The organism is Microbulbifer sp. Q7, assembly GCF_001639145.1.
Lineage (GTDB): Bacteria > Pseudomonadota > Gammaproteobacteria > Pseudomonadales > Cellvibrionaceae > Microbulbifer.
On the sequence record NZ_LROY01000001.1, the window covers coordinates 1138653 to 1151646 of the forward strand.

Sequence of the window (12994 nt, forward strand, 5' to 3'; positions counted from 1 at the left end):
AAACACGGGGGGCATGTCCACGGAATTTGTCCCCACTCTGACAATGTGTATGGGCTCCTGCTGTAACTTTGATGCGCCATTTTTATACCTGGTTTTTCCGGCTTACCCTGCCGCTGATGCTGTTGCATCTGTGGTGGCGTGGCCGCGCCGATCCGGCCTACCGCAAGCGCTGGAGTGAGCGCTTTGGGCTGGTGCCCAATCGTCCGGGGGCCCGCCGGCGCTGGCGTGAGCGCTTCGGTGTGGTGCCAGACCGTGCCAGCCGGGCGCCGCTGATCTGGATCCATTCCGTGTCCGTAGGGGAAACCCTGGCGGCGGTGCCGCTGATCGAGGTCCTGGCGGCCCGCCATCCGGGCTGGCAGTGGTTGGTAACCACCACCACACCCACCGGTTCCCAGCGGGTGCACGACGCGCTCGAGCCCATTCTTAACGGGCGCCTGCTGCATTACTACCTGCCGTTTGACCTGCCCGAGTGCCTGTCGCCGTTCCTCGGGGCGCTGCGCCCCAGTATTCTGGTGAGTATGGAGACGGAGTTGTGGCCCAACCTGCTGGCCATTTGCGAACGGCGAAACACGCCGGTCATTCTGGTGAACGGGCGCCTGAGCGCGAAGTCGGCCCGCGGCTATGGACGTTTTTCGCGCCTGAGCCGCGAGATGCTGAGTCATCTCTCCCGGGTGGTCGCCCAGTACCCGGCGGATGCCGAGCGCTTTATCCAGCTGGGTGTGCCCGCGGACAAGGTGGTGGCGGTAGGCAATATCAAGTTTGACCTGCATATCGGTTCGGGACAGATCAGCGAGGCGCAGGCGCTGGCCCACCAATGGCGGGGCGCCGAACGGCGGCCCGTGTGGCTGGCGGCAAGTACCCACGGTGGCGAAGACGAAATAGTACTGCAGGCCTATGCGGCGCTGCAGGAGGAGTTTCCCAGTCTGCTGCTGGTACTGGTGCCGCGCCACCCGGTGCGTTTCGACAGTGTGGCGCGCCTGTGCCGCGACCAGGGGTTGCGAGTAGTGCGGCGCAGTGACGGGATTCCCCCGGGTGCCAGAGATCAGGTATTGCTGGGCGATACCATGGGCGAGCTGCTGCGATTTTATGGCGCCTGTGACGTGGCGTTTGTAGGCGGCAGCCTGGTGCCGGTGGGTGGGCACAACATGATCGAGCCGGCGGCTTGGGGGGTGCCGGTGGTATCGGGCCCCCATCTGCACAACTTCAGTACCGTCGCGCACCTGATGGAAGAGGCCGGCGGCCTGGTAGTGTGTGACGATGCGCCGCAACTGGCGGCGCAGGTGGGTGACTGGCTGCGCGATGCGCACAAGCGCGAGGTTGCCGGTGCCCGCGGGCGAGAGGTGGCCGCCCAGAATAGTGGTGCCCTGGCGCGTACGGTGGACGAGGTGGAAATGCTGATGCGGACCTTGTGACGAGCTTTGAAACCCAGGCCCTGAACAGAAAAAGGCCGGTCGCGAAAGCGGTCGGCCTTTTTGTTGTTGTGGCTACTTGTGCGGGCGCTCAGTGCTTGTCGGTTGCCTTGCGCACGCTGCTGCGAATCTGCGTGTTGAGCTTGCTGCCGGTGTAGCGGCCTTTGCTCACATGGCGTATGCGATACACCCCAGGAATATCCAGCGGCACGCCCTGGGTGCCCAGCAGCCAGCGGAAAGCCCGGTCCTCGTGGGCCTTGCACCAGCGTTCGGCGGGCTTCTGATAGTAACTCAGGCAATCGCAGTAGCCGCCGGCGCGGGCGACGTCGCCGTGGGCAATCTGCAGCGGCCCGGTGGCGCGGTCGCGGGTCTGCTCCACAAAGCGGGTGTCATCGATCTCGATAACGCGCAGCTCTGCCGGGTCAAAATTCAGCATGGGATCGTCGTCGGCGAGCAGCGAGGTGATGCGCTCGCGGGACGGGAACACCAGGCTGTCGCGACGGCCCTGCAGCAGCTCAGCCAGCCGGTCGATACAGTGCTCGCGGAACATCAGGTCGCAGTCGGTAAACCAGATCCAGTCGGCCTTGGTGGCCAGGGCGGCCTCGTTGCGCCCAATGGCGCGGCGGTACAGGGATTCCTTGGGTAGCTCGCGCCAGTTCCAGGTCACCCCCGGCACCTGCTGCCGGCCGAAAAAGTCCAGTACCGCCGCGGTGCGGGTATCTTCACTGTTGTAGTACACGGTCATGGTGACCGTGGCCTTGGTGGGCGGGTAGAGCACCAGCGAGCTCAGCTGGTAGATCAGAAAGTGGGAGTACTGCCAGCAGTGGCTGACCACTTCGATATCCAGCACGCCGGTGCGCGCTGCACGCTCGCTCTCCGTGGGCAGGGGCTTCTGGAACAGGGAGGCAGGCACCCAGCCGCTGGCGGCCAGGCGCAGAAAACGGCTGACAATCGGGTCCGACCAGTGTTTCGTTGGAGAGGTGGCGTTCATTGGTGAGACTCTTATACAGGGGCGTCGGGGGTGATCGGCCGGTTGCTATCCGGCTCGCTCGGGGCGTAGCCACTTTCAACCAGTTGGCGTATGCCATGCGGGGTTTCCACGATACCTTCCTTGGCAACGCGCACACGCAGGGCTTTGTTGCGGGCGACAATTTGCGGGTCGGCGTAGCCGCGCGGATGATCCAGATGGATACAGATGGCATCGAAGCGCACGTGGCGTGGCTTGACCCCGGCGTTTTCCAGGCGCACGCCAAATTCGCGATCGAGCCCGCCCCAGGCCATGCGCTCATCAAAGCCATTTACCCTGAGGATATCGGCTTTCCAGGCGGAGGCGTTGGAGCCTTTCAGATTGCAGGCGGTGGGGGTGAGCCGGTTCAGTAGGGGTGCCCAGCGTTCACTGGCACGCAGCTTCAGGGTCTTGCGGCGGGTCTTCAGGCCGTTGGCCTTGAGCCAGCCGTAGTCAAAGCAGCGCCCGGACAGGATGTCTTCGCGAGTGATTGATTCGCTGGTGCTCATGGGCAGTTTGAAGTAGCTGCCGGACAGGAAGTACCCGGGTGCCGCGCGGCGTTTGTGCACGGCGAGAAAATCGGCACGGGGAATGCAGTCGCCATCGGTGAACACGATGTAGTCGCCGCGGGCTTGCAGGATCGCTTTATTGAGAATCCGGCATTTGCGGAACCCGTCGTCTTTTTGCCAGATGTGGCGGATGTCCAGTCCGGTTTCGGCGCGCATACGCGCCACCAGTTCGCCGGTTTCCGCGCTGGAACCGTCATCCGCCACGATGACCTCCAGTGGCGGTTCGCTCTGGCAGCTATACCCCCACAACACTTTTTCCAGCCAGACTGGAGAGTTGTAGGTGGTCATGATCACGGAGATCTTCATGGCAGGTAATTCCAGTGCAATCTAACGATATCAGAGTGAATAGCCGTAGTGGCCGGCGGCCTGGGTCAGTTCGTCGCGCAGTGTGCCAGGCAGCAGATCCAGGGTGATATCTTCCCGTTTCTGACCACGGGTGTTGACGTTCCGCGGCAGTGCATTGAAGGTTTGTTCAACGCTCGCCTCGCTATGGGCGAACTCAATCTTGTTGAGAATGCGCAGCAGTAGCGGCAGGTCGAAGTCTTCGATCCGGTAGCGGAGATACTCCTTGCCGTGTGAGCGGGATTCTACCAGTGCATTCCAGTCGATCCAGAAGCGGGCCAGCCAGCTGGCCTGTTGCTCCAGAGGCAGCGCGGCAAATTGCGCTTTGTTCATCTTCGGGATGTGCGGGAGGTGACGGCTGCGGAAGCGGCCGTGCACCCAGCCTTTTTTCTGCCTGGAGCGAATGAACTCCAGCGGATCGCGGACCTGGTGAAACACCAGTGTGTCGTCCGCAAGCTGCGGTAGCCAGGGCGCGGCTTCCCATGCGGCCTCACCAATGACGGGCGGTTGCCATCCCAGTTTGCGCAAGCCACCGCGCGCCAGCAGAGTGTGGACCAAAGACGGTTTGCTGCCGGTAAAGAATTGCTCGTGGGTACACGTACACCCCAGCTGACTCAGGAGTCTCGCGGTGTAGGTGGTACCGGATCGGCCGCAGCCGGTGATGACGAATGGCTTGGTCATACTGGTCTCGGGGTTGCGCTTGGCCGAATCCGTGGCGCAAAAACGGCGCATTCTAGGGGTTTTTACCGGTGACTGCACCTGTAAGATGTTAGTGGCAATGGTGACCCGGCGCCCACACATCTGCGGACTGGCAGACATTGGCAGGGCGCAACTTCTGGTATGCTGCGCCAAATTTTTACGGACGCCGGGAAATGCATATCTTTGTCTTCTCCTATAACCGCGGGCCCTTTCTCGAGAACTGTATCCGGTCCATTGAAGCCTGCGCACCGCAATGCGGACTGACCGTCATCGACGACGGCAGTGACGACCCGGATACGCGGCGGGTGCTGGCGGAAATTGGTCAGCGGCACCGGGTTGTGGACAAAACGGTCGAGTCTGGTCACAAGCTGGGTGGGCTGTATGCGAATATGCAGGCCGCCTATGAGATGGCCGCGGACGACGAGCTGGTCTGTTTCCTGCAGGACGATACGCAGATGGTTCGCCCTCTGTCCGATGAAGACATAGAGGCGCTGCGCCAGAGTTTTGCGCAACAGCCGGATCTCGGGTTTATTTCTCCGGCGTTTGTACGGGGCATCTCCCTGAAGAAGAAAGCAGACCGGGATTTTCGTTTTGATACGGAGCGCGACTTCTGGTTCTGGTACCCGCGCAAACGCTCCACCGGCACCTGGTTTTCCGCGCTGTTGATTGCCGATCCGCGCCGGCTGCGGCAGGTGAATTGGCAGTTTGAGGTGGGTGAGTCGGTCAACAACCGCAAGGCGGCGAAGCTTTTCTGCCGTATGGCCCGTATGCGCGCGCCGTTTTCCATGTGGTTGCCCAATGGGCGGGCCTATCGCGGCAAGCAGAAATCGCTGGCGCTGCGTTTTGGCGAGTGGTCGCGGCGCTGCGGCTTGTACCCTTTGCAGCTAATGTCCGAGCAGGAGGTTGCGGCCTTGAAATCGGCCCAGCCTGCGCGGCTGCCAGTGGCTGAAGACTGCCTGAAGACCACGCGCGGCCATGTTAAGGTGCCTTGGGCCTATGACCCCATGCAGGGCGCCGGCTGGCTGAAACTGTTGGATCGCCTGGAGCGCAAGCTGCGGGGGTTGTTCTCCCGATCCTGACGGCGGGCAAGCGGGTCGGTGGCTGTGCCGACAACAAAAATTAACCACAAACAATAACGATCAACAACAAGCGCTGACTTCGCAGGTATTGGTGCAGCGTAGTGAGAGGGTTTCCGGTGGGGTATCGGCAATTCAGCAACGGGCTTGCCCGGGTCATCTATGACGATGAGCTCGTCGGCGCCGATTGCGAGAAGCTTTTTCAGCGAGACTGGCTTGAAGCCAACAGTGGCGGCGCGACGGTAGAGCGGGGCACGGCGGTCATGTTTGAGCACAATGGTGTGGCGCTGGTGTTCAAGCAGTACCATCGTGGCGGCCTTGCCGGGCGGCTGGTGGAAAAGACGTATCTCTACAGCCGTGTGGAAAACACCCGTGTGTGGCGGGAGTTCAGCATGCTGCGGCAAATGCGCGCACTGGGCCTGCCAGTGCCGCGGCCGGCTGCCGCCCGCTGTGTGAGTGTGCCGCCTTTGGCCTACCGCGCAGCCCTGATCACCGAGCGGGTGCCCGATTCGAAAAACCTGACAGAAGTGTTATGTGCGCGTCCACTGGACAATGGGCGCTGGGAAAAGCTTGGTCAGTTGATTGCGCGTTTTCACCGGAACAATGTGTACCACGCCGACCTCAACGCCAGCAATATCCTGCTGACTGGCAGCGGCGATTTCTATCTGATCGACTTCGATAAAGGGGTTATCCGCAAAACCCTGTCCGCCAAGGATGCGCGCTCTAATGTGTCGCGCCTGCGCCGCTCCCTGGATAAATTGCGGGGCCGCTATACGCCGTTCCACTTCTCCGAAGACAACTGGCAAGCTCTGGAAAAGGGGTATGCCGCCGGTGAGTGAGCGGCGGTTTACCGTCGGGACCGAGTCACCGTCCGGGCCTGGACCGAATAGCTAAACCGAATAGCTAAACCGAATAGCTATACCGAATAGCTATACCGAATAATAGCCCCGATACCAGTCTACAAATTTCTGTACCCCTTCCTGCACACTGGTGTCTGGCCGGTAGCCCGTGGCCTGTTGTAGCCGGCGGGTATCCGCGTGGGTATCCGGAATGTCTCCCGGCTGCATCGGCAGCATCTCGCGAATGGCCTCTTTCCCCAGTGCATCCTCCAGAGCATCGATATACGCCGACAGCTGGGCGGGGTTGCCATTGCCGATATTGAACACCCGGAAGGGCGCGCTGCTGGTGGCCGGTGTGGGTTCGGCGCTGGACCATGCGGGATCTGCCGCGGCGATCTGGTCGGAAGATTTGATCACGCCCTCGACGATATCGTCGATATAGGTGAAGTCGCGGCTGTGGTGGCCGTGGTTGAACACCGGGATGGGTTTGCCTTCCAGGATCAGGCGGGTGAATTTGAACAGCGCCATATCCGGGCGCCCCCAGGGGCCGTAGACGGTGAAGAAGCGCAACCCGGTGGTGGGCAGCTGAAACAGGTGGCTGTAGCTGTGGGCCATCAACTCATTGGCGCGTTTGGTCGCGGCATAAAACTGCAGCGGGTGGTCTGCGCCGTGGTCTTCGCTGAATGGCATGGTGGTATTGCCGCCATAGACACTACTGGTGCTGGCGTAGGAAAGGTGCGGCGTGCCCGCATGGCGGCAGGCTTCCAGCAGGTTGAAAAAACCGATGAGGTTACTTTCTACGTAGGCCTCCGGGTGCTCGATCGAGTGGCGCACGCCCGCCTGGGCCGCCAGGTGAATGACCCGGTCGAAGCGGTGGCGCTGGAAGCAGTCGTCGATCATCGCCTTGTCGGCAATATTGGCGCGCACAAATTCGTACTCGACGGTGTCGCCCTGCGCGCTGGCATGCTGCGCCAGTGCCTTCAGTCGATCTTCCTTCAGGCTGGTTTCGTAGTAGTCGTTGACGTTGTCGATGCCAACGACGGAGTCTCCTCGCGCCAGCAGGGCCTTTGCCACGTGGAAGCCGATAAAGCCGGCGTTGCCGGTAACCAGATACTTCATGCCAGATACTTCATGAATTTTGTCAGTTGAGATAAGCCTGTGGGGCGTGGATGACAGCGCCCGCCGCAACGGGTCGCATGGTGCCAGGGGCTTCGATCGAATCTCCCCGATCGTTCCGCAATTGTAGTCAGCCCACAAAAAAGGCCGGCACTATAGCAGTGCCGGCCTTTTTTTTCTGCGCGAAGGTTGGCGTTATTTCCGCGCCTGTTACTTGCTGAAGCCCGTGGCGCCGCTATCGAGGATGTGGGCGCGGGAAACCGGAGAGGCAGGGTTCAGCCGCGCATCCAGCTGTTGCAGGTCGTCAGGAGCCAGCAGGCCAGCCACCAGCTTCAGGTTCAGGGTATTGATGATGTAGTCGTAGAGCGCGTTCGCGTAATCGGTGCGCGCCAGTGCCAGGGTGCGCTGGGCGAGCAGCACGTCGACGATATTGCGGGTACCCACCTCATAACCGGCCTGGGTGGCATCCAGTGCGCTCTTGGCGGAAATCACCGCCTGCTCGCGGGCCTCCACGCGGCTGGTATCCGTGGTAACCGCGCGGTGCAGCGTACGGGTGTTCTGGATGGTGTTGCGCTCGGTCAGGTTGCGGATGTCCTCCGCTTCAAACGCCAGGTTGCGGGCTTCGCGGCGGCTGGCGCTGAGGCGGCCACCGGTGTAGAGCGGCATATTGAAATTGATCGCCGCAATGGTGGTCTCGGTTTGGGTGTCGATCGGTGTGGTCGGAAAGGACTCAGTGATGGAGCCCAGGCGCACCCCGGCATCGCTGTCGCCTTCTTCATCGACGTTGCGGTAGGAGATCGAGCCATCCAGGGTCGGCAGGTGCTGCGCTGCTGCTGCGCGGGCGCCGTAGCGTGCGGCGTCCGCTGCCAGGCGCGCGGCCTTCAGGGTAAAGTTGTTGGCCAGGGCAAATTCCACCCAGGAGGCGCGGTCGGCTGGGTTTGGCGGCGCTACGGTGAAATTCGGCTGCAGCGGCGCAACCGTATCGTGATCCCTGCCGGTGAGCACCGACAGGGCATCAAAACGGCTCAGCAGGTCGTCCTGTGCAGTGAGTCTGCGCGCCACGGCGCTGTCGTAGGCAGAGCGGGAGTCGTAGACATCGGTGATGGCGGTCAGGCCCACCTCAAAACGCTGCTGGGTTTGCTCCAGCTGCTTGGCCAGGGCTTCCTCTTCGGCAAGCGCGGCCTGCAGTACATCGTGGGCGCGCAGCACGTCAAAATAGGCATTGGCGACACGCAGCATCATGTCCTGCTGGTTGGCGCTGAATTCTGCCGTTGCCCGCTCACTGAAGGTTTTGCCCTGTTTATAGCCCAGCCAGGCAGGGAGATCGAAAATAGCCTGGTCCAGGCGCGCGCTGTACAGGGTGGTGTCCGTGTCGGTGTTGCCAAACTGATTGAACACAACCAGGTTGCCGGTGTTCTGATTGATCTGGGTGCCGATACGGTCGAAGTTGGTTTTATTTCGATTGTATTCGGCGCCGGCGTTCACCTGGGGCAGTAGCGCGGAGCGCGCAATGTTTTTCGCTTCCAGGCCCGCGCGGTAAGCAGCACGGTCGGCCGCCAGTTGCGGATCGTTGTCGAGGGATTGCATATAGATGTCCCACAGCGTGTCCGCCTGGGCCTGAACTGCTCCCAGTCCGGCGCCCAGTCCGAATAGGGTCGCGGCGAGCAGAGATTTCATCGGGCGGCCCAGCTTGTGAGCGATGCGCCCTTGTGCACTTCTTGTCATTGCGTTCGATTTCCTGTGACAGCTGCGGTCTTCAATTTTTTTGGTGGCGTTTGCGGAGCTGGAAAAAATACGCCCACGGCTTTCGGCAAACCCCGCTTGTCATTTCACATCCTGTGCTTTTATCGGTGTCTGCACATTTGAAATGCCTGTCATGCCTGCCTGCCCTGTTATCGCGCGGGCAGTGCAGGCCGTGCTCTTGTACGTCCAAGCGTCGTTTTTGGACGTCATTTGAGCATTCAGTCGCGAGAGTTTAACGCCGGTGCGCAGGAGCGTCGAGGCGACGACCGGCGCAATTTGGTATATCTTCGTTAAAAGGACGTGAATGTGCGTCCAGTGACCAAAGGTTGCCAAGAGCCGGTCTGCGCGCCGGGTTCAACCCCGCTTCCCGGTGACTCTGACGCGGCGGAAGGCCGCAGTGGATGCAGGCGGGGTCGAAAGGTTCGACAGCAAGCGAGTTTTGGGCGGAGCATGGGGCAAGAATCCTGGCAGGGCATACATGGTGCGGTTTCCGGGCGCAGTGGGTTCACGGAACCGGCGGCGCGGTGGAAACGCGCCTGCCATCAATGCGATTTACTGTTTACCCGCGCACACGCGCCGGTCGGACAGCGACTGCTCTGCCCACGCTGTGGCGCCACCCTGCACCGCAATATGGATCGCAGTGTCGCGCACACCGCGGCCCTGAGCCTGAGCGGCCTGTTGCTGTTTATTCCCTCCGCAGCCCTGCCGCTGCTGGAATTTTCCCTGTTCTCGTTTGGCGCAGAAAACACCCTGCTGAATGGCGTGCAGGCGCTGTTTGCGGCGGGCTACCTTTGGCTGGCATCGCTGGTGTTGTTCTGCAGCGTGTTGGCGCCCCTGGGCAAGTTTCTCCTGTTGGCGTTCATCAGCTGGGGTAGCGCCTGGGCGGGGATGGCCAGGCCGGTGGCGCGGGCGCTGCGCTGGTACCACCACTTGCAGGAGTGGGGGATGCTGGATGTGTATATGCTCGGGATCCTCGTGGCGCTGGTGAAAATGTCGGATCTGGGCAAGATGACCGTGGAGCCCGGGCTTTACTGTTTTGTGGCGATGATGGTGGTATCCAGTGCCGCCACCGTGTCGTTTGATGCGGAAACCGTCTGGGCGCGACTCGCCCGGCATGCCAAAAATTCCGGCGAGAGCGCTCCCGCCGATACCGGAGGCACGCAGTGAACCGCCCGGCGCGCGCCCTGTCTCAGGGATTCTGGACGTGTCTCGGTTGTCGCCAGCTGGTGCCCAAACCGCCGGCGGCTTCCTGCCTGTGCCCCCGCTGCGGGGCGCGCATGCACGGACGGATCGACGGCAGCATCATGCTGACCTGGGCGCTGACGATTACCGGCGCGCTGCTGCTGATTCCGGCCAACGTTTTGCCGGTGATGACCGTCATTTATCTCGGGTCCGGCGACCCGAGCACGATTGTCGGTGGCACCCTGGAGCTCTATCACAACGGTCTGTGGGGCATTGCACTGATCGTGTTCGTCGCCAGTGTGGCGGTACCGGTGATGAAGCTCGTGGGGCTGGTGCTTTTGTGCCTGATCGTACAGCGGCGCTGGGATGTGTCACCGCGGCAGGCAATGCGGATATACCGGGTGGTGAATGCCATCGGGCGCTGGTCGCTGCTGGATCTGTTCATGATTTCGATTCTGGTGGCGCTGGTTGATATGGGCGCCATTGCGGATGTGGCCGCCGGTGCCGGCAGCACCGCCTTCGCTACCGTGGTGGTGGTGACCATGCTCGCGGTGCGCGCATTTGATCCGCGGCTGATCTGGGATGTGTACGAAGAAAAAATAACCGCGCAGCCCGGGCTCGCGCAGCATAAATCGCACAGGGAGAATGAATGAGCGAACCGCCGTTGGAATACGACGCCCAGCCCGAAGGGTTGGCGCGCCGCAGTCGCGGTCTCTCGCTGGTTTGGCTGTTGCCGCTGATTGCCGCACTGATCGCCGTCTGGCTGCTGTACAAGGATTTCACCCAGGGTGACATTCGCGTCACCATCCTGTTTTCATCGGGCGAAGGCCTGGTGAAAGGCAAGACCGCGGTCAAATACTCCGGGGTGGAAATCGGGGTGGTGAATGACTTTCGCCTGGTGCCCAACGCCAAGGACCTGAACGGCCAGGATGGCGTACTCGCCGAAGTCTCCTTCAACCACAGTGCCGGCTATCTGCTGACCCGGGGAAGCAAGTTCTGGCTGGTCAAGCCGGAAGTTTCGCTGACCGGTGTGCGCGGGCTGGAAACCCTGGTCTCCGGGAACTATATCGCCATCGAGCCGGGCAGCGGTCCCACCCAGAAACACTTTGTTGCTGTCCCTGAGCCGCCAGCCTATGTGCGCGGGGATGGCCTGCGGGTGACCCTCAAGGCGCCGCGGCTGGCGTCCCTGAGCCGCGGCTCGCCGGTGTACTTTCGCCAGCTGGAAGTGGGGCAGGTGGAAAGCTACCGCCTGTCGGAAGGCGCCAACGAGGTGGAGATCGGCCTGTTTATCCGTCGGGAATATGCAGACCTGGTGCACCGCGGCAGCCGCTTCTGGAATGCCTCCGGGGTCTCGATTCAGGGCAGTATCAGCGGTGTGACTGTGGAGATGGAATCCCTCGCCTCGCTGATCGCCGGCGGCGTCAGTTTCTACACGCCGGACTCCCAGATCCACACGCCTAAGGCGGAGGACGGTAATGAATTCAAGCTCTACAAAAGCTTTGCGGATGCGGATGCGGGCATTCCAATCACCCTGAATTTCAATCGCGGCGTCAGCCTGACCGAAGGCTCCACCCAGGTTTTTTACCAGGGGATTCGGGTGGGGGAGGTGAATGCGGTCAAAGCCAATCGCAGCATCGACGGTATGGAAGTCGAGGTACTGATGGACCCGATTACCGATGACCTGCTGACCGAAAACACACGATTCTGGCTAGCTCCGCCCACGCTGGACTTCACCTCCGGTGTCAACGACCTGCTGAAAGGTAATCGGATCGAGGTCGACCTGCGTACCGGTAACCGTTCGCTGCGCTCCTTTGACGCAGCGAGTTCGCCGCCGGCGCGCGACGCCCGTACTCCGGGATTGCACCTGCAACTGACCGCGCGCAATACCGGTTCTATCCAGCGCGGCGCGTCGGTGTACTACCGCCAGATGGAGGTGGGGCGTGTGCAGGGGATGGAGCTGGCGAGCGATGGTTCCCGTGTGATTGTGTATGTGGTGATCGAGCCCCGGTATGCACATCTGGTCGACAGCGACAGCCGTTTCTGGAACGTCAGTGGCGTGCGCGCCAGCGCCAGCCTGCAGGGGGTCAAAGTGGAAACCGACTCGTTGCTGTCGGTGGTGCGTGGCGGAATCGCCTTTGGCAGTGGCCCCCAGCACAGCAAGAGTGTCGCCAAAGCGCGCTCCGGAGACAGCTTCCGCCTGTACAGCAGCCGCGAAGACGCCATGGAAGAGGGCATCAATATCTACATCGATCTCACCGGAGACGAGGGGCTGAAAGAGGGGACACCCCTGCGGTACCGGGGGATCCAGGTGGGGGAGATTACCCGCCTGCGCCTGAACTATGAAATGGATGGTGTACGCGCGCGGGCGCGACTCTATCGCCGTGCCGAGCGTTTTGCCCGCACGGGTACCCGCCTGTGGGTGGTTGGGCCGAAGATCGGCCTGAACGGTGTCGACAACCTGGATACCCTGGTCACCGGGCCATTTCTGGAACTGGAACCCGGGCTTGGCAACGAACCGCAGACCGAGTTCGTCGCCCTCGCGGCCAAGCCAGAACCGGACCTGGCGGATACCATGATGATGCCCGGGCTGGCGCTGATCCTCGACGCGCCGCGGCGCGGATCGCTCAAGCGTGGCAGCCCGGTCTATTACCGCCAGGTGAAGGTCGGGCAGGTGACCGGCTATCAACTGGGGGAACTGGCAGACCGGGTGTACATCTATGTTTATATAGAACCGGAATACCGTACGCTGGTGCGCGAGCACAGCAAGTTCTGGAATGCCAGCGGCGTGGATGTGAATTTTGGTGTGATGACCGGCCTGGACGTACATACTGAGTCGGCGCAGGCATTGCTGGCCGGTGGCATTGCCTTTGCCACACCGAATAATCCGGAGATGGGCCTTGAAGTAGAATCGGGCAGCCATTATCCACTCTACGGAAAGCCGGAAGACGAGTGGTTGCTGTGGAGCCCCAAGATCGAGCTTTACCCATCGCTGGAAGACAGCTTCAAGTAACAA

At 61.6% G+C, this 12994-nt stretch carries 11 protein-coding genes; 6 read left to right on the forward strand and 5 right to left on the reverse strand.

Features of this window, described 5'->3' with window-relative positions:
• The first annotated feature begins 71 nt into the window (after positions 1-71).
• On the forward strand, positions 72-1412 hold the full coding sequence (waaA, locus tag AU182_RS04575; RefSeq protein WP_066961214.1) for a lipid IV(A) 3-deoxy-D-manno-octulosonic acid transferase: 1341 nt from the start codon (positions 72-74) through the stop codon (positions 1410-1412).
• Positions 1413-1500: 88 nt separating this feature from the next.
• Here the strand turns inward: waaA and AU182_RS04580 are convergent, their stop codons facing one another.
• From AU182_RS04580 to AU182_RS04590, 3 genes are read right to left on the reverse strand one after another with little or no spacing between them, the layout of a single operon-like run.
• Positions 1501-2400: a glycosyltransferase gene (locus AU182_RS04580; RefSeq protein WP_066961218.1), complete on the reverse strand. Its 900-nt coding sequence runs from the start codon at positions 2398-2400 to the stop codon at positions 1501-1503.
• An 11-nt stretch (positions 2401-2411) separates the two neighbouring features.
• A complete protein-coding gene (locus AU182_RS04585; RefSeq protein WP_066961220.1) occupies positions 2412-3290 on the reverse strand; it encodes a glycosyltransferase family 2 protein in 879 nt (292 codons plus the stop codon).
• Positions 3291-3320: 30 nt separating this feature from the next.
• A complete protein-coding gene (locus AU182_RS04590) occupies positions 3321-4007 on the reverse strand; it encodes a hypothetical protein (RefSeq protein ID WP_153039110.1) in 687 nt (228 codons plus the stop codon).
• A 191-nt stretch (positions 4008-4198) separates the two neighbouring features.
• On the opposite strand from AU182_RS04590, the gene AU182_RS04595 reads away from it, so the two are divergent.
• Both AU182_RS04595 and AU182_RS04600 read left to right on the forward strand, forming a co-directional pair.
• Positions 4199-5104 (forward strand): glycosyltransferase family A protein, encoded by a 906-nt coding sequence (locus tag AU182_RS04595; RefSeq protein WP_066961226.1) that lies wholly within the window; start codon positions 4199-4201, stop codon positions 5102-5104.
• Between the two features lie 116 nt (positions 5105-5220).
• The gene (locus tag AU182_RS04600; RefSeq protein ID WP_066961229.1) at positions 5221-5940 is read left to right on the forward strand and encodes a 3-deoxy-D-manno-octulosonic acid kinase; all 720 of its coding nucleotides are present in this window, start codon (positions 5221-5223) and stop codon (positions 5938-5940) included.
• A gap of 90 nt (positions 5941-6030) precedes the next feature.
• On the opposite strand, the gene AU182_RS04605 is transcribed toward AU182_RS04600, so the two are convergent.
• Together AU182_RS04605 and AU182_RS04610 are read right to left on the reverse strand one after the other, a co-directional pair.
• Complete coding sequence (locus AU182_RS04605; RefSeq protein WP_066961232.1) at positions 6031-7059, reverse strand: NAD-dependent epimerase; 1029 nt, start codon at positions 7057-7059, stop codon at positions 6031-6033.
• Positions 7060-7266: 207 nt separating this feature from the next.
• A complete protein-coding gene (locus AU182_RS04610; RefSeq protein ID WP_082859211.1) occupies positions 7267-8781 on the reverse strand; it encodes a TolC family outer membrane protein in 1515 nt (504 codons plus the stop codon).
• A 468-nt stretch (positions 8782-9249) separates the two neighbouring features.
• Between AU182_RS04610 and AU182_RS04620 the strand changes: the two genes are divergently transcribed.
• The 3 genes from AU182_RS04620 to AU182_RS04630 are packed head-to-tail and all read left to right on the forward strand — an operon-like array spanning position 9250 to position 12991.
• Entirely contained in the window at positions 9250-9966 is a 717-nt protein-coding gene (locus AU182_RS04620; protein ID WP_082859212.1) for a paraquat-inducible protein A, read from the forward strand.
• The gene (locus AU182_RS04625; protein ID WP_082859213.1) at positions 9963-10634 is read left to right on the forward strand and encodes a paraquat-inducible protein A; all 672 of its coding nucleotides are present in this window, start codon (positions 9963-9965) and stop codon (positions 10632-10634) included. Before AU182_RS04620 ends, AU182_RS04625 begins: the two co-directional genes overlap by 4 nt.
• A complete protein-coding gene (locus tag AU182_RS04630) occupies positions 10631-12991 on the forward strand; it encodes a PqiB family protein (protein WP_082859214.1) in 2361 nt (786 codons plus the stop codon). Before AU182_RS04625 ends, AU182_RS04630 begins: the two co-directional genes overlap by 4 nt.
• The last annotated feature ends 3 nt before the right edge of the window (positions 12992-12994 follow it).

Excerpts from the sequence above, each read along its gene's own strand:
- waaA (WP_066961214.1), top strand. The coding sequence starts at position 72 with ATGCGCCATTTTTATACCTGGTTTTTCCGGCTTACCCTGCCGCTGATG.
- AU182_RS04585 (WP_066961220.1), bottom strand. The coding sequence starts at position 3,290 with ATGAAGATCTCCGTGATCATGACCACCTACAACTCTCCAGTCTGGCTG.
- AU182_RS04590 (WP_153039110.1), bottom strand. The coding sequence starts at position 4,007 with ATGACCAAGCCATTCGTCATCACCGGCTGCGGCCGATCCGGTACCACC.
- AU182_RS04610 (WP_082859211.1), bottom strand. The coding sequence starts at position 8,781 with ATGACAAGAAGTGCACAAGGGCGCATCGCTCACAAGCTGGGCCGCCCG.
- AU182_RS04620 (WP_082859212.1), top strand. The coding sequence starts at position 9,250 with ATGGGGCAAGAATCCTGGCAGGGCATACATGGTGCGGTTTCCGGGCGC.
- AU182_RS04580 (WP_066961218.1), bottom strand. The coding sequence starts at position 2,400 with ATGAACGCCACCTCTCCAACGAAACACTGGTCGGACCCGATTGTCAGC.
- AU182_RS04605 (WP_066961232.1), bottom strand. The coding sequence starts at position 7,059 with ATGAAGTATCTGGTTACCGGCAACGCCGGCTTTATCGGCTTCCACGTG.
- AU182_RS04595 (WP_066961226.1), top strand. The coding sequence starts at position 4,199 with ATGCATATCTTTGTCTTCTCCTATAACCGCGGGCCCTTTCTCGAGAAC.
- AU182_RS04630 (WP_082859214.1), top strand. The coding sequence starts at position 10,631 with ATGAGCGAACCGCCGTTGGAATACGACGCCCAGCCCGAAGGGTTGGCG.